Here is an 18,211-nt window from a genome sequence, read left to right as displayed (position 1 = left end):
GTCATTCCTAAACGTTTTATGTCACGTTATGGAAGTATCAACACACACGGCGACAGCTTTTTTTAATCACCTGCATCTTATCACTGTTTACCCATAAACTCGGGATAAGCTTCCATACCACATTCGGTCAGGTCAGCACCTTCATACTCTTCTTCTTCAGTAATACGCAGACCAAGTATCTGCTTGATAGCAGCCCAGACGATCAGGGAAGAGAGGAATACCCAGGCGAAGATTGAACCGATACCCAACAGCTGGGCGCCGAAAGTTGCACCGTCGTTGGTCAGCGGTACTGCCAGCAGACCCCAGATACCTACAACACCGTGTACTGAAATGGCACCCACTGGATCGTCGATGCGCAGTTTATCCAGTGCCAGGATGGCCAGAACGACCAGAGAACCACCAACGCCACCGATCAGAGTCGCAGATACTGCGGTTGGTGTCAGCGGCTCAGCGGTAATGGATACCAGACCGGCCAGAGCACCGTTCAGAGCCATAGTCAGGTCAGCCTTACCGAACAGGACACGGGCTATGATCAGAGCAGCAATGACACCACCAGCAGCACCAGCGTTAGTGTTGACAAAGATCTGGGCGACAGCGTTCGCACTTTCAACATCAGACAGTTTCAGCTGAGAACCACCATTGAAACCGAACCATCCCAGCCACAGAATAAAGGTACCCAGAGTAGCGAGTGGCAGGTTGGCACCGGGGATCGCATTAACAGCACCGTCTTTACCGTACTTGCCTTTGCGTGCACCCAGAAGCAGCACACCTGCCAGAGCGGCAGCAGCACCAGCCATGTGCACAACACCGGAACCTGCGAAGTCCTGGAAGTTAGCTTCGTTCAGGAATCCACCGCCCCATTTCCAGAAGCCCTGAACGGGATAGATGAAGCCAGTCATGAAGACCGCAAACAGCAGGAAAGACCAGAGTTTCATGCGCTCTGCAACCGCACCGGAAACGATCGACATTGCAGTCGCTACAAAGACCACCTGGAAGAAGAAGTCTGAACGTACAGAGTAGTATGGCGCATCATCACCACCCGCAGTTACCGCTGCAACCGTGTTTTCAGTACCAATCAGAGAGCCAAGGACCGGCAGGATACCGCCTTCATTGGTTCCAGGGTACATAATGGCGTAACCACAGAGCAGGTACATGGTAGAGGCAATCGCAAACAGGGCGATATTCTTTGTTAGAATTTCAACGGTGTTTTTAGAACGGACCAGACCGGCTTCGAGCATGGCAAAACCGGCTGCCATCCACATTACCAGCGCACCGGACATCAGAAAGTAGAAAGTATCGAGTGCGTACGACACTTGAGCCAGATTTTCCACAGGGCTCCTCCCAAAAAAGTTCAGCAGATAAGTAGTCTTTTGCTACGGCATTTGTGCCCTGAAAACAGTCTCCTCAACTCGGAAACTGTTTCCACATTAGCTATTTTTATTCTTGCGAATGTCGTCTGGTGCTTTTAGTGTATCTGCAACAAACGACGAAGTTTTTTTATTGTTGTGCATGCACCCTGAGAACCATCAATTTCCTGACTATGGTCTCTTGCTGCTCTGCACATCAAACAGCGTCTTCGCCAGTTTCGTTAGTTCTGATCCGAATCGCCTGCTCCAGATTAGTAACGAAGATCTTCCCGTCACCAATCTTTCCTGTGTTGGCAGCTGAAGAAATGGCTTCGATCACCTGATCCAGCAAGTCATCTGCAATGCCGACCTCCAGCTTAACCTTGGGCAGAAAATCAACCACATATTCAGCTCCACGATAAAGCTCAGTATGTCCTTTCTGTCGACCGAACCCCTTAACTTCGGTGACAGTGATACCCTGAACACCAATCTCGGACAAAGCCTCTCGCACGTCGTCCAGTTTGAATGGCTTAATGATGGCTGATACCAACTTCATAAAAGCTCTCCTGAGTGAATCCTGTTGGCCAACAGGGAAAATCCGGACATTGTTATAGTGATCCGCGCTCCCAGCCCTGAATATTCAGCTGATCTAGATTCCAACTGAGTTTGGTGGCTTACATGCAGACAATGTGCCAAATTTTGAAAATAACCTGATAAACGGGTCTTTAGAGTAAAAAAGGCCCATTTCCGTTCACTTGTTAAATTTCATGCACCAACAAAGCCCATCTCTAACAATTCTCGCACTTAAATCGCGCACTTTTCTGATGCAATGGATCAGCCTCTGTCTCTCATACAAAGCCTGGCTAGCTACTTGGGGAACATCGCCGTAACCGCAAAGCGGAACCCCCAACCTTCAGCGCCCTGTTCTGGCGCATCAGCTCTGGCGCATCAGCCCAGTAACGCACACCAGCTGCAAAGCTCACCGGTAGCTGGCCTATGCGAACTACTTTTGACAGCACAGCATTTACTGGAATATTCCATTGACTATTCTCCCAATCGTAAGTGCTTTCGGATTGTAGCGTATATGTCCAGCCTTTTTGGGTGCAGGAGAGAAGTACCCGATTGCGAACCGCTGTTACCTGCCACATCATTTTGTTCGATCAAAGGTAGCATGGTTCTGGACACGATATTCCAATTATCATTCATCTCGATGGGTATAACAGGCTGTATATTAACAGTTACTCTGTGCCCGTCTTGAGGAACAAAGCCCGTATCATAATTGGCTTGCACGGGTACACTGATCAAATCAGCGACAGGGTTGGTTAATTTTTTTGCCAGCTCATTGTCGTCACAATAACCTGACAGGCAGAGAATCAGGCTTAAACACGATGACAGAAACTTAAACATAACGACAGTAGACTTTTAAATTACTCTAATCCAGGTACAGGCTGACTCTTCCGCTGAAAGCTTCCATCGGAATTTCCGTAAAGTCGGTAGCAAACCAGACTACTACATTATCTCTGGAAGGTGACACATATAAGCCCTGGCCATTCATACCACTCTTATAGAGGTCACCATCAGCGAATACAGCATCCCACTGATAACTATTAAATAGTGGTGCATCTCTGAACTCTTCTGCCAGCCTGGGCCCAAGTGCGCCTTTCAAATAGTTATCGCGTTCTCCTGATGTTTGCATACGTTTCAGCATTTTTTCTGAAACAATGCGTCTATCGCCAAGCTTCTTCTAACTCGGGGTAAACAACATGCCAAAACGTGCCACATCATCTAAACGAGAGCTGACCAGGCCATGAATAATGGCATTACCCTGCGGACTTAAACCAACTGTTGCATCGCCCGCCATGCTCGCTTTGGACCAAATCCGCTCAGCAATAACCTCTGCCAATCTTTTTTGTGTGATTTCCTCAATTACCAAACCCAACATCTGTGTATTAGCGGATGAACACTCAAAAGCCGTGCCCGGCTTTTTCAGATAAGGAATCGCGAATAAGGCATCGTCGTGGGTGTAAACTTTTCCGTCATCAGCGGGCAAACCAACCTCTGCTCTCACAAAGGCGTTGTAAGGGGTATCACCGCTACGTGTTGCGGGACTTTCCTCTAAATTGAGGCCCGACTGCCTATTCAACACATCAAATAGTTTCACTTTCCCCCAAGCTGTACTTTTTGCTTTGGGTAGATAGTCTGCCACGGTTTTCTGTAGATCAATACGCCCTTCCTCTTCCAGCAAAGCGATGAGCGTGCCGACGATCACTTTTGAATTCGACATCCACACATGGCGGTCGTTCTCTCTAATGCCGGGGTATTGCTGGTAGACAATTTCGCCGTTTTTGACAACCAGAACGCCCTGAACCGGTGAATGCTTATCCAGGATCACTTGCTCGAATGTAGTGGATTCGCCGTCTTTTTTGAGTGCGATTTCAGCAATTGATTTCCTGGCATTTTCATTAAGCCTGACCACCCCTCCATCATGGTAAATCATGACTTGCGGAAGAAACTCACCCAAGTGCAAATAAGAGTAAGCACCCGATTCGGTAATATTTAGAAACTTGCTCAAGCTCCACTCATTATGCAACCGTCGTGCATCGGTCAGGCTATAACCATGTTTGATTGCGTGCACCGAGAAATCTTCGGTTGGCGTGGCGTAGGCGTCGTCTCTGTTACCCGCTGCGCTGACACTGTTTGAGAGGATAAGGCTTACGAACAGAGAGAACCAGCCGAGGGCAGATACAAGTTTGATTTGAGTCTTTGGCATAAGCCAAATCCATGAGTTCACCAAGTAAATGTTCATGAATTAACCAACAATTTAGCACATAAAAGCAGACACGGCGAAATAGCTGCTTGTGGTATCATCACTGCCGGTTTTAAATCACAGCAATTGCAGGAATAATCGATGATCGATAAAGCCTCCCTTATCGGTAGTATTGCCGGCAAAGCAGGACAGGTTCTGGGTGGGCAGAAAAGCCAGACCCGGGAAGATATTGAGCACAACATCAAGGCAATGGTGAGCAGTGCTCTGGCCAAATTTGAACTGGTCACCCGTGACGAGTTTGATGCCCAGGTCGCGGTTCTGAAGCATACCCGTGAAAGACTGGAAGCCCTCGAAAAGAAAGTGGCCGAATTGGAAAAAGCTGGATCGTCCGACGGTTGCTGCTGATGTCATTGGCCGTTCTTGCCCTGAGAACGGCTGCCCCACGCACTGCCAGATTTTACTCTTCACTGACACTTTTCATTGTATAAAAAAATAATTTAAATCAATAAGTTAACTCGAAATCAAAATTATCCCCCTCGGTAGTTATCCCTATAGAGATACTACTTTCTTCGCTATAGCATTGCTCTACAAATTAAGATGACTGCCTCAACTCCATTTGGTAGCAATGGCCATATCCCTACAAAGACAGGATGGCCTCAAGGACAAATAGTGAAAATTTCAGGAGAACAATCACTATGAAACGCGCACTTTCAATGTTTACTCTGCTGATGACCATGGTGATGTCTGGCTTTGCACAGACTGCATCTGCGGCTGGCTGGGAGCTTCTGGGCGAAAAGAAAGTCAGTCGTCGTGCAGAAGTAGACACCATCCGTGTTGGTCTGAGAGACGGTGCTTTCAAGCGTCTGCAGTTCAAGGTCAAAGGTGCAGACGTGGATTTCGACAAAGTGATTGTTCACTACGAGAACGGTCAGAGCCGTGAAGTAGCCATCCGCAGCAAAGTCAGAAAAGGCGGTAGCTCCCGCGTCATTGACCTGCCCGGCAAAGCAAGGGCCATTGAAAAAGTAAGATTCTATTACGACACCGAAGGAACCGGACGCGTTCAGGCCAGTGTTCTGCTGATGGGTAAGTCTGCCTGATAACAGACAACCGAGAAGTGGCAGCTGAACGACTAAGCTTCCGGGTCTGGAGCCATTGAGCTTCAGACCTCTCTGGAGAGAACCCATATGATAAAACGACTGTTTACGTTTTTAGTTTTACTCACCACTTTTTCACCGGTCTCAACAATGATCCATGCAAGCCCGGGCAATAATGATCGGGATGAAATCCGTGAAGAGCGCCGTGACGACCGTCAGGATAATCGTGAAGAGCGTCGAGACGACCGTAAGGACAATCGCGAAGAACGTCATGACGACCGTCAGGATAATCGTGAAGAGCGTCGAGACGACCGCCAGGATAACAGAGAAGACAGAAGAGATGATCGTCAAGACCACCGTCATAATGGCTGGGATGGCCCAAAGGTCATTAAGAACAACCTGGTCGTTGTAGCCCCTAGAAAAAGGGTGATCAGAAACAATATTGTCGTGGTAAGAAACTATGGTAACTCATACTACGGCTATGGCCATTACCACGATGACAACGATGCCTACAAATGGCTGGCGTTTACGGCCATCACGCTGAAAATTCTCGACAACATCAATGAAGCGGCGCAGCGTGCTCACGAAGAAGCACAGATCAAAGCCACTACAGCGCCTGTCGGTGAAAAAATCATCTGGGATGAAGGCGATGCCTCCGGCTATGTTGTTACTACCAAAGAAGGCAAAAGTGCCTCCAGCGGTCTGGTTTGCCGTGAATTTCAACAGTCCATTACAGTAGGTGGTCAAACTGAGGATGCCTGGGGTCAGGCTTGCCTGCAGGAAGACGGTTCCTGGAAAATCATTAACTGACCTCTGCACCGGCCAGCCTGCTGGCCGGGCAATTCTGCCAGCAAATCTCTGAATCACTGCTATTCTCAACCCTTCAGCTTTGCAAAGGCATTCCATTCCGGTGTGCCAAAACAACAAAAACAAGCACAAAAAGAAGGGAGTGTTTATGTCGCGGCTAGCTGTTGTTCAAACCCGCGCCAAAACCGGGCTGGATGCGCCTGCGGTATCGGTTGAAGTGCATTTGTCGGCAGGTCTGCCAGCCCTGAATATGGTCGGTCTTCCGGAAGCTGCTGTTCGTGAAAGTAAAGACAGGGTAAGAAGTGCCATCCTCAACAGTGGCTTCGAGTTTCCGGTTTCCCGTATTACCGTTAATCTGGCACCCGCTGACCTTCCCAAAGAAGGCGGTCGCTTTGACCTGCCTATCGCTCTGGGTATTCTGGCGGCATCGGGCCAGCTCAAACCTGAGTCTCTGGCAGGTTACGAGTTTCTTGGTGAACTGGCCCTGTCAGGCGCGCTGAGACCGATCACCGGCTCACTGCCAGCATCCATAGCCTGCAGCCAATCGGCTCACACACTGCTGCTTCCCCAAATGAATGCACAGGCGGCAGCCCTTTGCCCTGATGCCAGAGTGTTGGGAGCAGAAAACCTGCTGGGAGTCTGCGCTCATCTCACCGGTAATCAACATCTTACAGAAGCCACCTGCAACAGGAATGAATCCCCTGTCGATTATCCCGACCTGCTGGATGTCAAGGGGCAACAACAGGCTAAACGAGGCCTGATGACGGCAGCCGCTGGTGCTCACCATCTGATTTTCTACGGTCCCCCGGGAACCGGCAAAACCATGCTGGCCAGTCGCCTGCCCGGAATTCTTCCCGAGATGAATGACCATGAAGCTCTGGAAGTGGCCGCCATACATACTTTGTCTTCCTACAGCCAGCCCCCTTCATGGAAACAGCGACCCTTTCGCAACCCCCATCATACCGCTTCAGCCGTCGCCCTGGTGGGTGGAGGCAGCCAGCCCCGACCAGGAGAGATTTCCTTTGCGCATAATGGTGTCCTGTTCCTGGATGAACTGCCGGAGTTTCAAAAGGTAGCCCTGGAAGTACTGAGAGAGCCCCTGGAAACCCGGGAAGTGGTTATTTCCCGAGCCAAAGGTCAGGCCAGCTTCCCTGCCGGCTTTCAGTTGATTGCCGCCATGAACCCCTGCCCCTGCGGATATCTTGGAGACCCACAGAAAGCCTGCCAGTGTTCTGCCGAGCAGGTCAGACGTTATAAACGAAAACTGTCAGGTCCTTTACTGGATCGCATTGATTTACAGATAGAGGTTTCCAGTCAGAAAACGGAGCGACTTTTTGAAAACCCGCCCGAAGATGAAAACCTGTCAACTGAAAAAATACGTCAACAGGTGATTCAGGCAAGGTCTATCCAGCAGCACAGGCAGGGGAAACCCAACGCCCGATTGTCTGCCAGCGAGATGGATGAATACTGTTCACTGAATAAGCAAGAACAGGATTTTATGACCCGGCTGTGTGACAAACTGGGTTACTCAGCCAGAGCCGTACACCGAATACTGAGAGTGGCCCGAACTCTGGCGGATATTGATGAGGACAAAGACATTCAACAGAAGCATCTTGCTGAAGCGGTGCATTACAGAAAGCTGGATCGTGAACCAGGTTAACCGATAACCTCTCTTTGTTATGAAGCTGTTTTTTCAATCTCTGGCTATCAGCTCAGCGGCTCAGGCAGATCATCTATCAGTCAGCGCTTACTTTCAGGTTCACACCCTGACAGTATTACTGTTCCTGCCAGTACATGCTTTCGGAAACGGCTTTAATCAATCGGCTGATGTCTTCCGGATACACTTCCCCGATATTGCCAATTCTGAAACAGTCAGCATCAGAGACTTTACCGGGATAAATGACGAAACCTTTCCCTTTCAGCTGCTCATAAAAGCGGAGGAATTCATAATCGGGGTGCTCGGGGGAGTAAAATGAAGTTATAAACGGAGAGTGCAGTTCAGTGTCTAACAGGCACCGGAAGCCCAGCTCACTCATACCCTGGACGAGCAAACGCTGATTGCTGGCGTAGCGCTTGTGACGGGCAGCAATGCCCCCCTCTTCAATCAACTCTGCCAGGGCTTGATGGAAAGCCCTTACGGTGTGGGTGGGGGAAGTAAAACGCCACTTACCGTGATTCTTTTCCATGCATTGCCACTGATCATAGAGGTCCAGAGACAGAGAGCGGGCCAGGCCTTTGCATTGGGACAAAAGAGTACGACGAGCTATAACAAAGCCAAAACCGGGTACGCCCTGAATACACTTGTTGGCAGAGCTGATCAGAAAATCAATACCCAGCCCGGCAAGGTCAATCGGCACACCGCCGAAGCTGCTCATGGCATCAACAATCAGAATACAGTCGTGTTTCTTCACCACCTGTGCGACTGCTTCAACAGGGTTCAGCATGCCTGTTGTGGTTTCACAATGAACAATGGCGACATGAGTGATGGCTTTATCTTCAGAGAGTATCTGATCAATTTCCCTCGGCATCGGCGGATTAATCTCACCACAATTCAGAACACTGTGGGGAATATTCAGATACTCGGCAATCCGGGCAATACGGGCACCGTAAGCCCCATTGTTAATGACCAGTAATTTCCCTTCATCAGAGATAACCGACCCGACGGTTGCTTCTACCGAAGCAGTACCACTACCCTGCATGAGAACGGCGGTGTAGTCATCAGTATCCGAGGCCAGTTTAATCAGCTGACTGCGGATCTCTTCAACCACGCCAAGGTTGTAATCATCGTCCCAGGTACACCAGTCACGCAGCATCGCTTCGCGGACACTGGCAGAGGTTGAGAGGGGTCCCGGAGTCAACAGAAGATAAGGATTTTCCAGGCTCTTTTCTTTCACAGTGGGCACTTCTTTTGTAGACATGACTTTAATGAGACACCTGTAGAAACAGAAATTTCAATCGTCTGGTATATACCAATTGGTACAAAATCATGATGGAGACACTTTTTTCTGTAAATACCCAGCGACCACTCTTCATAAAAATTTCACATTCATACCAGTCTGGAAACAACAGCTAAAAGAGCTCCCCCAACGTCAGTCAAGCAAATAGTTAATTGTCATAAAAGCGATCATTTAATTGTCATAAAAGTCGTTTAGTATGGTCTATACCAGTTGAAAATCCATTGACCCTTAGAGAATAGTATTTATGGGACAGGGAAAAAATCAGTATCAAATCATTCGCACGGCCCTGAACGAGCAGATAGAAAGCGGGGCATTAAAACCGGGAAGCAAGCTACCCTCGGAGCGATTGCTGAGTGAAAAATTCGGTACCACCCGCATTACTCTCAGAGAGTCATTGTCATCACTGGAAGCCGACGGACTGGTCTATCGCGAAGATCGCAGAGGCTGGTTTGTTTCTCCGCAAAGAGTGACCTATGACCCTACGGTGAATGCTAACTTTCATACCATCGTTACCCGCCAGGGCAGAGTACCCGGTACCCGGATGATCCATGCTGAACGGGTACCAGCACCGCCCAGGGTTCAAAAGCTACTTCAGATCCCAGCTCTGACCCCTGTGTATCGGCTGCAACGCCTTCGTTCAGTGGATGGGCGAAATGTCCTCTACGTTGAAAATTACATGAACCCTGCCTACTTCCCGGATCTGCTCAAGCATGATCTGTCTCGATCACTCTCCGATATCTATCAGGAGCATTATAACCGCCAGTATGCCCGGGTCAGTTTCAGGTTGTACCCGGTAGGCCTGAATGCCGAGGCTTCTTTGCACCTCAAGGTCACCACGGGCAGTTCCGGTTTGTTGGTTGAGCGAACAAACTACGATCAATCGAATGTCTTGATTGACTGTGACTTTGAGTATTGGCGGCAGGATGCGGTGGTTATAGCCGCTGACACCACTGTGAGCCCCATGACTTGAGAGTCATTAATACCTGCTGGTGCCAATGGTATGAGCCATTTTCTTACTGAACGTCCAAACCCTTTAATTTCCGAATCTGAAAAATGAGAAGAGGTCACAATGAACAAAATTCAACTCGCGGTTTTTGATATGGCTGGTACTACGGTCAATGAAGACAACGTCGTTTACAAAACCGTTCAGAAGAGTCTTGTCGACGCAGGCTACGATTTCACTCTGGACGAAGTCCTTGAGCATGGCGCAGGCAAAGAGAAGCATCAGGCCATAAAAGATACCCTGTCGTCCAAAGGCTTTGACCACTCGGACTCGGAACAAATCTTCCAGTCCTTTAAAAAACAACTGACACGGGCCTATGAAGAACTGGCAGTCACCTCTTTTGACGGCGTCCCCGAACTTTTGAAAGAGCTGCGGGCAAAAGGCATCAAAGTCGCACTCAACACCGGCTATAGCCACCAGGTAGCAACAGGCCTGCTGAAAAAGATGAACTGGCTGCCCGGGGTCGAATTCGACACCCTGATCACTGCGGATGATGTAACAAACGGCAGACCAGCACCGGACATGATTGAGCTGGCCATGGAGAAAACCGGTATTCACGACAGTTCACAGGTACTTAAAGCCGGAGATTCAGCCATTGACATCGAGGAAGGAAAAAACGCCCACTGCGGTATCACGGTTGGCGTGACTACAGGCGCCCAGACCCGGGAGCAACTGGCAACAGCCGCTCCAACGCTGGTGCTCGACAGCCTGGCCGATATCCTTAAGCACATTTGAACACAGGGAGACACCTTTGAAATACGATTTAATGGTTGTCGGTGCAGGTATTCTTGGCACTTTTCACGCCTTCGCTGCTGCGAAGCGGGGGTATAAGGTACTGCTGGTTGAAAAAGACAGTCAACCGGTACAGGCCACCGTCAGAAACTTTGGCATGGTTGTTCCATCCGGCATGACAGCAGACCTGCTGCCGACCGCCCTGGACTCTCTGAGCATTTATCAGACCCTGCAAGATCAGTTTGATATTTCAGCCCGAAGAAATGGCAGCTGGTATATAGCCTCCGATGACCAGGAGTTGGCCATGTTGCAAGAGCTACACCAACGAAATCAGCAAACGGGCTACCCTTCATCACTGCTAAGTATTGACGAGGTTATACGTGCCAATCCTGCCGTCAAGAAAAGTTATGCAAAAGGTGCCTTGTACTTCCCGGAGGAATTCAGTGTTAACCCCCTGCAACTGATTTACCGCATCATTGAGTTTATTCAGCAGGAATACACCGTTGAATACCGACCCAACACCCAAATCATCAGCATGGAAACCGGGCAGGATGAAGTCATCAGTATGGATTCAGCTGGTGAGCAATACCGGGCTTCAAAAGCGATAGTCTGTAACGGGCATGATTTCAAAACCCTGTTTCCATCACGCTTTCTCAACAGTGATATTGAGCTGGTCAAGCTCCAAATGATGCGTACCAAACCACTGAAGAGCGTCAGTCTCAATGGCAATTTGCTTTCGGGCAGGACTATCAGACGCTATGAGAGCTTTCGCAACTTGCCTTCCTGGAGTGCCGGAGAAAAAGACTCAGAGCTGGATAAGTACGGGATACATATTCTGTTCAAACAGGAGCTTGACGGGTCCATCATCATTGGCGACTCACACGAGTACGCCGATGCCCGCGAGGCAGAGAAACTCTCCTTCACAATGAATCAATCCATCAATGAACGGATGCTGACAGAAGCCAGAAACATTGTTGAGCTTCCTTGCTGGGATATCGCGGAATATTGGGCAGGTTATTATTGCCAGAGTAAAACCGATCACTACTACCAGGATCATATAGACGACAAAATTCATTTTCTCACGGCCATCGGTGGCAAGGGCATGACCCTGGCTCCCGGCATTGCAGAAAAGAATATTGAAAACATCCTTTGACATCCTCCCTGTCGTAAAGAGGGTGTCGCACAACTCCAAAAACTCGTTCCCGTGCTGGTCCGTGGGAACCAGAGTTTTGCGACACCCTATTAAAGTACGGGGTTTTACGCTCATTCGATAAATCTTTCAGCAAACCCATCATTTCTTTGCGATATTGACGGTTCTCCCTGGCATCAATGACCAAATTGACCAGCCCAAAACCACGGGCAAAGCCCCGGCAAAAGCATCTGTGCTTTAGCAATTCATTTTGATTCCCCTATGTTATTTGCCTACAGTGGTAGGGCAATGGAGGTGATTTATGGAAAACTTGTATGACACTGATTTCTACACATGGTCTTATCGACAAGCCGAGCTTATCAGGCAAGGCCGTTTCGATGAACTTGATATGGACAACCTGGTCGAGGAAGTTGAGGACATGGGTAGAGCCCGTTATCGTTCAGTACAGAGCCGTTTGTCTCAATTACTCATGCACTCGCTTAAATGGCAGATGCAGCGTAAAAAAAATGATTTGCATGAGATGGATCAATGGTTCCGAAGCTGGTCAACCAGTATCAGTAAACAACGTATTGCCATTGAGCATGAGCTTGAAGAAAATCCCGCTCTCAATAGTAAACTGGACGAGATTTTGCCAAAAGCCTATCAGTACGCCCGAAAGCTTGCTGCCAACGAGATGCAGTGCAGACCCGACGCTTTCCCGTCTGAGTGCCCATGGACCTATGACGAAATCATGGAAGATGGCTGGCTGCCGGAGGCTGATGATGACTGATTTATACAAAACCGACTACACCGCCTGGCTAAGCCAGCAACGGGAGCTGCTGGCTCAGCGACAATTTCACAAACTCGACATTGACAATCTGTTGGAGGCGATGGAGTACGAAATGGGCAGTACCAGAGATACTCTTGAGTCTCATTTATCGGTATTGGTTTTACATCTTCTCAAATACGATTATCAGAAACGGATTCTGAAAGATTTGTGGGTAGAGGATAAGGTTGTCCAGACGTGGATGCCAAGTATCTACAATTCCAGAGCAGCGATTGAAAAGCAAATTTCAAAACACCCTCATTTACAGCCCATGATCGTGGAGTTATTGGCGGGTGCATATTCCGATGCTTGTCGGCAAGCGGTTAAGCAGATGAACAATTACGCTCGCAGTGAAAGCCAGAAGCTGAGCAAAAAAAGCTTTCCCGGCCAATGCCCATGGACCTTTGAACAGATCACAGATGACGACTGGCTGCCCGGCGACTAAAACAGCGCAGCAGCCCCAATCCCCGCCACCGTAATAATGGTGCCAAAGACCCCGCCCTGGTTCTGGGCACTCTGCCGAACCGCCGCCTGATTGCACAGCCTCCGACGACCAGGAGTTGGCCATGTTGCAGGAAACTGTCACAGAGTCGAAAAAGATCTGTAATATTTTAGTCATTTCTCTCTCGTAGAATCGCGATATCCCTTCTGGTCTTAGCCAGAACAAAATGATTATCCGACTGGAGAGAGCTCCATGAAAAAACACCTGACAGCCCTGACCCTGGCAACAACTTCAATTTTCAGCGCTTCATCTTTCGCTGCATCTCCTGTGGAATTGACGGTTTATACTGCTTTTGAGACCGACATTCTGAATCGCTACAAGAAAGCCTTTGAGCAGGATAATCCCGATATCAGCATCAAATGGGTACGGGACTCTACCGGTATCATGACCGCTAAACTGCTGGCAGAAAAAGATAACAGCAGGGCAGACGTCGTATGGGGTCTGGCCGGTTCCAGCATGGCACTGCTGAAGGACGAAGGCGTACTGGGCACCTACAAGCCCAGAGGTCTGGATCAAATCAAGACTCAGCTGGTTGATCCTGATGCCGCTAAAGCCTGGTTTGGCAACCAGGCCTATTTCAATGTCATTTGCTACAACGAAGCGGTAGCCGCAGCCAAAAAACTGCCCAAGCCTCAATCCTGGCAAGACCTGCTTGATCCGGTCTATCAGGGCCAGATTGCCATGCCTAACCCGGCCTCTTCCGGCACTGGCTATATGCAGGTTTCCGCCTGGCTGCAGAGCATGGGTGAAGACAAAGGCTGGGCCTATATGGATAAGCTGAACAACAACATGTCCCAATACACTCACTCAGGTTCCAAGCCCTGTGTTCAGGCTGCCATGGGTGAAGTGGCTATTGGTATTTCCATGGCAGTTCGTGGAGCTCAACTGAAAAGCCAGGGCGCGCCACTGGATCTGATTCTGCCAAAAGGTGGCATTGGCTGGGATGTGGAGTCAGTGGGTCTGGTTGCAGGTACCGACAAGGCTGCAGCTGCAAAAAAACTGATCGACTGGTCTCTCAGCCAGGAAGCGAATGAGCATTATGTAGAGGCTTACCCCGTTGTCGGTCACAAAGACGTCCGTAAAGAAGTACCTAACTATCCAGATGTAGAAAGCGCCATGGTGGATCTGGACTTTGGTGAAATGGCCAGTGAGCGTGAGACTGTACTTGCTGAGTGGTCCAAGCGTTTCGATCATATGTCCGAACCCAAGTCGTGATATCACACTAGTTACACAGAAAGTGCCGTTTATTCCCCAACGGGAATAAACGGCTTTTCAGGTTTGGAGCTTTAGGAAGTTAACGCTATGAAACCCTTTCTCACCATCGAAAACCTGGGGAAACGCTTCGGCGATTTCACCGCTCTCAAAGAGATTTCCCTGTCCGTTAATAAGGGTGAATTCATCTGTTTTCTCGGCCCCTCGGGTTGCGGAAAGACGACGCTGTTGAGAATGATTGCCGGATTGGAAGCCTGTAAACAGGGAGAGATCTGGCAGGATGGCACCAACATAACAGCACTCCCACCTGAACAAAGAGACTTCGGCATTGTCTTTCAATCCTATGCCCTGTTCCCCAACCTGAGTGTTTCAGAAAATATCGGTTTTGGTTTGAAAAACCAGGGTCAATCCAAACGTGAAGTTGAGGGCAGCGTGAACCAATGGCTGGATATTATCGGCCTGCAGGATTCCGGCCCCAAATTTCCCTCTCAGCTTTCTGGCGGTCAACAACAGCGTGTAGCACTGGCAAGGGCTCTGGCACTCTCTCCGGGGTTGTTGTTGCTCGATGAACCCCTCTCGGCCCTGGATGCCAAAGTCAGAATCAAGTTGCGGGAAACGATCTGTAAGCTGCAAAGAAAACTGGGCATTACCACCATTATAGTGACCCATGACCAGGAAGAAGCCATGGCTATGGCTGATCGCATCGTGGTGATGAATCACGGAAACATAGAACAGATAGGCACACCGGAAGAAATTTACAAACAGCCAGCCTCTCGCTTCGTTGCTGAATTTGTTGGCGCCATGAACTTTCTGGAAGGTGATACCAACAAAAAGAATCAGGTCGTACTGGCCAACCAGCCACTCTCTCTGCCAGTGACTGAGTCAACAACGAGAAAAGTGATTCTGGGGATTCGTCCGGAAGACCTGAGCTTCAGTGAAGGTCAGTCTGCTTTGCCAGTCAGTGTTGAAAGTCTGGAGTTTCAGGGCTCCTTTGTTCGTGCAGAGTGCAGCCCTGTTGGCTGGAGCAGTGAGCGACTGATTAAAGTCGATGTACCTGTCCACCAGCTGGCTGGCCTTAAGCTGGAACCGGGGAGCCAGAATCGGTTGTCCCTGAGTGAAAAACATATCCATGTCTTCCCTGCAGCATGATGAGCCCGCTTTAAATATGAGTCTATCTACACACACCCCAGCGGATGCAAACTCTCCAGCACTGGGCCGGAAGCCTCTGCTGCCAGCCATCAGCAGGGATCAATGGATTCTTGGGCTGGTCATCGGAGCGGTTGCTCTCTATCTGATCATTTCACTGCTTCTGCCACTCCTGGCCATGCTGGCAAGAAGCGTTCAGGACAGCAATGGGGCGTTTATTGGTCTGAGTTACTTTGCTGAGTATCTTGGCAACCCGGCCCTGAGTCATTCCATTGGCAACACGCTGAAAGTCGGTGTTATTGTTACGACAATAGTCGTTAGCTTGTCATTCCTGTTTGCTTACGGACTGACACGAACCCAGATGCCTTTGAAACCGCTCTTCAAAGTAATGGGCATGTTACCCATACTGGCACCTTCCCTGTTGCCTGCCATCAGTATGATTTATCTGTTTGGTAATCAGGGGGTGGCTGTAGACCTGCTGTTTGGTCACTCTATTTATGGTCTGCCCGGTATTGTTATGGGTCTGGCTTTCTGGACCTTTCCCCATGCACTGCTAATTCTTACCACGGCGCTTTCAACATCCGACGCCAGACTCTATGAAGCAGCTCGCTCCATGGGTACCTCTCCATTCAGAACGTTTACAACAGTCACGCTTCCAGCTGCCAAGTTTGGTTTGATCAGCACGGTCACTGTCGTATTCACCCTGGTCGTAACCGACTTTGGTGTCCCGAAAGTGATTGGTGGCCAATATAACGTACTGGCTACCGACATCTATAAACAGGTCGCCGGTCAGCAGAACTTTGCCATGGGCGCTGTCATCAGTGTGCTTTTGCTGATACCCGCTCTATTGGCTTTTGTGATTGATCACAGAGTGCAGAAAAAACAGAAGGAATTGTTTGGCGCTCGCTCAGTCAATTTCCAGCCCGAGCGAAACCCCGTGAAGGACAGCATTTTCTTCCTGCTCTGTAGCCTGGTCTCTCTGGCCATTTTGGCCGTGGTGGGCATGGCGATTTATGGCTCATTGGTCACTTTCTGGCCCTGGAATATGGAGCTATCCTGGAACAACTATCAGTTTGAAAGGTTCAGTGCCAATGGCTGGGAACCCTATTTCAACTCTCTGGAAATGGCGTTCTATACGGCTATTGCCGGAACCCTGATTATTTTCATTACCGCTTACAATGTGGAAAAAAGTAAGTTACCCCCCATACTAAGGCACTTTATCCACATTATGGCCATGTTGCCGATGGCAGTACCCGGTATGGTGCTGGGTCTGGGTTATATCTTCTTCTTTAATCAGGCCGGTAATCCGCTGGGTATACTCTATGGAACCATGGCTATTCTGGTTATCAACACCGTGGCCCACTATTTCACTGTCGGGCACCTGACGGCATTGACCGCTCTGAAGAAGTTACCCGCCGAGATCGAACAGGTAGCCGCATCACTCAAGATTCCACAGTATAAAGCTTTCCTGAAAGTATCCCTGCCGGTCTGCACGCCTGCTTTGCTGGATATAGCGATCTACCTTTTCGTCAACGCCCTGACCACCACGTCGGCTGTTGTTTTCCTTTACTCCACGGATACTATGCTGGCTTCCGTTTCTGTAATGAATATGGAAGATGCCGGACAAACAGGCCCGGCCGCAGCCATGGCGGTTTTGATTCTGGCAACCGCAGCCTGCGTCAAGATAGCTCATATGACGTTGGGTAAATTGCTATTGAACAGAACCCAGAAGTGGAAGCACTCCTGAAGCACTCAAAACTCGCTGGTCTGTGGGAACGTGATTGATTCGTTCCCACGATGAAGCATGGGAAGCAGAATATTTTTACGACGGGGAGGATATCAAAGGTCTTGATGCACCTGCTTCCCGGAAATAGATGCTTTCCATTTGTCAAACTGAGCCTGAAGCTCATTGATCGGATCGACACCTGCGGGAACGGACGCTACGCCCAAATCGACGTAGTAGTTCTCTTCGGTGTCATCAGGTCGGGCAACCACCAAAAAAGAGAATAATGAGGAAACCCCTTTAGAAGAACAGCGGCGATCGGCACCAGCAAAATTAGCGCCCTGTATGGCGGCCACGAGTTTATCAGCCAGACTGCCCTGGGTACCGTTAAAACTATCTTCCATATTATCCAATACTGCTTCATGTAATAGAGAATTTCCCAGAATCACATAATGGTTTCCCGTACGATGTCCATCTGCAATAAAGACATCTTCTCCCGTAAAAGCAGCAGACCGTGGATGATTGGCAGCATCAAAATCGACAATGCCGTACTGCCGGGCGGATGGGAATTGATCCACGTCATTGGCCTTTAGCCAGCGAATGATTTGCTCGGGACTCATACCCTCATCCATCTTTTTGCTGGCATTTTGCTGATTGACTTCGTGGTAAAAAGCCTGACTCACGATGACACCTTTGCCCGGATGCAGTCGTGATAAAAAATCGGCTTCTGTACGCTGGAAGGCGCTTAGAGGAGAACAGGTTGCCCCGGCAGCCCCAACTTCTCTGGTAACAGGGTCAACGGCAACAATAGAAAAAGTACCCTGAGCAGTTAAAGAGACTGACAGCAGTGACAGCACACTGAAAATAAAACGAAATTTCATAGGCTCAAAAACCACTTGAATTTTTGTCATTGTTATATTGATCCTGTGACCAGAATGGTGCCAGAGAGCCTTTATGTCAATTTTAA

General features: G+C 49.2%; 19 protein-coding genes. 12 read left to right on the top strand and 7 right to left on the bottom strand.

The window, feature by feature from the left end:
• Positions 1-80: 80 nt before the first annotated feature.
• From ACOJUO_RS11005 to ACOJUO_RS10985, 5 genes are all read right to left on the bottom strand, one after another.
• Positions 81-1,331 carry an ammonium transporter gene (locus ACOJUO_RS11005; protein ID WP_422136741.1) on the bottom strand — a complete coding sequence of 417 codons (1,251 nt, stop codon included), beginning with the start codon at positions 1,329-1,331 and terminating at the stop codon, positions 81-83.
• 232 nt (positions 1,332-1,563) lie between these two features.
• Positions 1,564-1,902, bottom strand: coding sequence for a P-II family nitrogen regulator (glnK, locus tag ACOJUO_RS11000; protein WP_422136740.1), 339 nt, complete (start codon positions 1,900-1,902; stop codon positions 1,564-1,566).
• A gap of 488 nt (positions 1,903-2,390) precedes the next feature.
• On the bottom strand, positions 2,391-2,753 hold the full coding sequence (locus ACOJUO_RS10995; protein ID WP_422139802.1) for a hypothetical protein: 363 nt from the start codon (positions 2,751-2,753) through the stop codon (positions 2,391-2,393).
• 25 nt (positions 2,754-2,778) lie between these two features.
• On the bottom strand, positions 2,779-3,042 hold the full coding sequence (locus ACOJUO_RS10990; protein ID WP_422139801.1) for a hypothetical protein: 264 nt from the start codon (positions 3,040-3,042) through the stop codon (positions 2,779-2,781).
• Positions 3,043-3,090: 48 nt separating this feature from the next.
• Positions 3,091-4,116, bottom strand: coding sequence for a serine hydrolase domain-containing protein (locus tag ACOJUO_RS10985; RefSeq protein WP_422139800.1), 1,026 nt, complete (start codon positions 4,114-4,116; stop codon positions 3,091-3,093).
• A gap of 138 nt (positions 4,117-4,254) precedes the next feature.
• On the opposite strand from ACOJUO_RS10985, the gene ACOJUO_RS10980 reads away from it, so the two are divergent.
• The 4 genes from ACOJUO_RS10980 to ACOJUO_RS10965 all read left to right on the top strand — a co-directional run bounded on the left by ACOJUO_RS10980 (position 4,255) and on the right by ACOJUO_RS10965 (position 7,674).
• Positions 4,255-4,518 carry an accessory factor UbiK family protein gene (locus ACOJUO_RS10980; protein WP_422136736.1) on the top strand — a complete coding sequence of 88 codons (264 nt, stop codon included), beginning with the start codon at positions 4,255-4,257 and terminating at the stop codon, positions 4,516-4,518.
• A 290-nt stretch (positions 4,519-4,808) separates the two neighbouring features.
• Positions 4,809-5,210 (top strand): hypothetical protein, encoded by a 402-nt coding sequence (locus ACOJUO_RS10975; protein ID WP_422136735.1) that lies wholly within the window; start codon positions 4,809-4,811, stop codon positions 5,208-5,210.
• A gap of 87 nt (positions 5,211-5,297) precedes the next feature.
• On the top strand, positions 5,298-6,017 hold the full coding sequence (locus ACOJUO_RS10970; RefSeq protein WP_422139799.1) for a hypothetical protein: 720 nt from the start codon (positions 5,298-5,300) through the stop codon (positions 6,015-6,017).
• A 145-nt stretch (positions 6,018-6,162) separates the two neighbouring features.
• A complete protein-coding gene (locus tag ACOJUO_RS10965) occupies positions 6,163-7,674 on the top strand; it encodes a YifB family Mg chelatase-like AAA ATPase (RefSeq protein ID WP_422139798.1) in 1,512 nt (503 codons plus the stop codon).
• 115 nt (positions 7,675-7,789) lie between these two features.
• Here the strand turns inward: ACOJUO_RS10965 and phnW are convergent, their stop codons facing one another.
• Positions 7,790-8,932 (bottom strand): 2-aminoethylphosphonate--pyruvate transaminase, encoded by a 1,143-nt coding sequence (gene phnW, locus ACOJUO_RS10960; protein WP_422139797.1) that lies wholly within the window; start codon positions 8,930-8,932, stop codon positions 7,790-7,792.
• Between the two features lie 283 nt (positions 8,933-9,215).
• Here phnW and phnR point away from each other — a divergent pair, with 283 nt between their 5' ends.
• The 8 genes from phnR to ACOJUO_RS10920 all read left to right on the top strand — a co-directional run bounded on the left by phnR (position 9,216) and on the right by ACOJUO_RS10920 (position 17,268).
• On the top strand, positions 9,216-9,941 hold the full coding sequence (gene phnR, locus ACOJUO_RS10955; protein WP_422136731.1) for a phosphonate utilization transcriptional regulator PhnR: 726 nt from the start codon (positions 9,216-9,218) through the stop codon (positions 9,939-9,941).
• A 99-nt stretch (positions 9,942-10,040) separates the two neighbouring features.
• Complete coding sequence (locus ACOJUO_RS10950) at positions 10,041-10,709, top strand: phosphonatase-like hydrolase (RefSeq protein ID WP_422139796.1); 669 nt, start codon at positions 10,041-10,043, stop codon at positions 10,707-10,709.
• A gap of 16 nt (positions 10,710-10,725) precedes the next feature.
• Positions 10,726-11,859, top strand: a complete 1,134-nt coding sequence (locus tag ACOJUO_RS10945; protein WP_422139795.1) for a TIGR03364 family FAD-dependent oxidoreductase — start codon at positions 10,726-10,728, stop codon at positions 11,857-11,859.
• 298 nt (positions 11,860-12,157) lie between these two features.
• Entirely contained in the window at positions 12,158-12,625 is a 468-nt protein-coding gene (locus tag ACOJUO_RS10940) for a DUF29 domain-containing protein (RefSeq protein WP_422136728.1), read from the top strand.
• Entirely contained in the window at positions 12,615-13,106 is a 492-nt protein-coding gene (locus tag ACOJUO_RS10935) for a DUF29 domain-containing protein (protein WP_422136727.1), read from the top strand. The genes ACOJUO_RS10940 and ACOJUO_RS10935 overlap by 11 nt, the downstream gene beginning before the upstream one ends.
• A gap of 249 nt (positions 13,107-13,355) precedes the next feature.
• Complete coding sequence (locus ACOJUO_RS10930) at positions 13,356-14,378, top strand: putative 2-aminoethylphosphonate ABC transporter substrate-binding protein (RefSeq protein WP_422139794.1); 1,023 nt, start codon at positions 13,356-13,358, stop codon at positions 14,376-14,378.
• A gap of 87 nt (positions 14,379-14,465) precedes the next feature.
• A complete protein-coding gene (locus ACOJUO_RS10925; RefSeq protein ID WP_422139793.1) occupies positions 14,466-15,524 on the top strand; it encodes a putative 2-aminoethylphosphonate ABC transporter ATP-binding protein in 1,059 nt (352 codons plus the stop codon).
• Positions 15,490-17,268, top strand: a complete 1,779-nt coding sequence (locus tag ACOJUO_RS10920) for a putative 2-aminoethylphosphonate ABC transporter permease subunit (protein WP_422139792.1) — start codon at positions 15,490-15,492, stop codon at positions 17,266-17,268. The genes ACOJUO_RS10925 and ACOJUO_RS10920 overlap by 35 nt, the downstream gene beginning before the upstream one ends.
• A gap of 92 nt (positions 17,269-17,360) precedes the next feature.
• On the opposite strand, the gene ACOJUO_RS10915 is transcribed toward ACOJUO_RS10920, so the two are convergent.
• Positions 17,361-18,155 (bottom strand): DUF1028 domain-containing protein, encoded by a 795-nt coding sequence (locus ACOJUO_RS10915; RefSeq protein WP_422139791.1) that lies wholly within the window; start codon positions 18,153-18,155, stop codon positions 17,361-17,363.
• Between the last annotated feature and the right edge of the window lie 56 nt (positions 18,156-18,211).

The sequence above is a fragment of the Endozoicomonas sp. ALC020 genome (assembly GCF_049275935.1).
Lineage (GTDB): Bacteria > Pseudomonadota > Gammaproteobacteria > Pseudomonadales > Endozoicomonadaceae > Endozoicomonas_A.
Note: the sequence above shows the minus strand (reverse complement) of the source record. Positions and strands in the feature narration are given on the sequence as shown.

Coding starts and splice junctions, on each gene's coding strand:
- ACOJUO_RS10990 (WP_422139801.1), bottom strand. CDS start 3,042: ATGCAAACATCAGGAGAACGCGATAACTATTTGAAAGGCGCACTTGGG.
- phnR (WP_422136731.1), top strand. CDS start 9,216: ATGGGACAGGGAAAAAATCAGTATCAAATCATTCGCACGGCCCTGAAC.
- ACOJUO_RS10995 (WP_422139802.1), bottom strand. CDS start 2,753: ATGTTTAAGTTTCTGTCATCGTGTTTAAGCCTGATTCTCTGCCTGTCA.
- ACOJUO_RS10925 (WP_422139793.1), top strand. CDS start 14,466: ATGAAACCCTTTCTCACCATCGAAAACCTGGGGAAACGCTTCGGCGAT.
- ACOJUO_RS10965 (WP_422139798.1), top strand. CDS start 6,163: ATGTCGCGGCTAGCTGTTGTTCAAACCCGCGCCAAAACCGGGCTGGAT.
- ACOJUO_RS10975 (WP_422136735.1), top strand. CDS start 4,809: ATGAAACGCGCACTTTCAATGTTTACTCTGCTGATGACCATGGTGATG.
- ACOJUO_RS10985 (WP_422139800.1), bottom strand. CDS start 4,116: ATGCCAAAGACTCAAATCAAACTTGTATCTGCCCTCGGCTGGTTCTCT.
- ACOJUO_RS10980 (WP_422136736.1), top strand. CDS start 4,255: ATGATCGATAAAGCCTCCCTTATCGGTAGTATTGCCGGCAAAGCAGGA.
- ACOJUO_RS10970 (WP_422139799.1), top strand. CDS start 5,298: ATGATAAAACGACTGTTTACGTTTTTAGTTTTACTCACCACTTTTTCA.
- ACOJUO_RS10915 (WP_422139791.1), bottom strand. CDS start 18,155: ATGACAAAAATTCAAGTGGTTTTTGAGCCTATGAAATTTCGTTTTATT.
- ACOJUO_RS10935 (WP_422136727.1), top strand. CDS start 12,615: ATGATGACTGATTTATACAAAACCGACTACACCGCCTGGCTAAGCCAG.
- ACOJUO_RS10930 (WP_422139794.1), top strand. CDS start 13,356: ATGAAAAAACACCTGACAGCCCTGACCCTGGCAACAACTTCAATTTTC.
- phnW (WP_422139797.1), bottom strand. CDS start 8,932: ATGTCTACAAAAGAAGTGCCCACTGTGAAAGAAAAGAGCCTGGAAAAT.
- ACOJUO_RS10950 (WP_422139796.1), top strand. CDS start 10,041: ATGAACAAAATTCAACTCGCGGTTTTTGATATGGCTGGTACTACGGTC.
- glnK (WP_422136740.1), bottom strand. CDS start 1,902: ATGAAGTTGGTATCAGCCATCATTAAGCCATTCAAACTGGACGACGTG.
- ACOJUO_RS10940 (WP_422136728.1), top strand. CDS start 12,158: ATGGAAAACTTGTATGACACTGATTTCTACACATGGTCTTATCGACAA.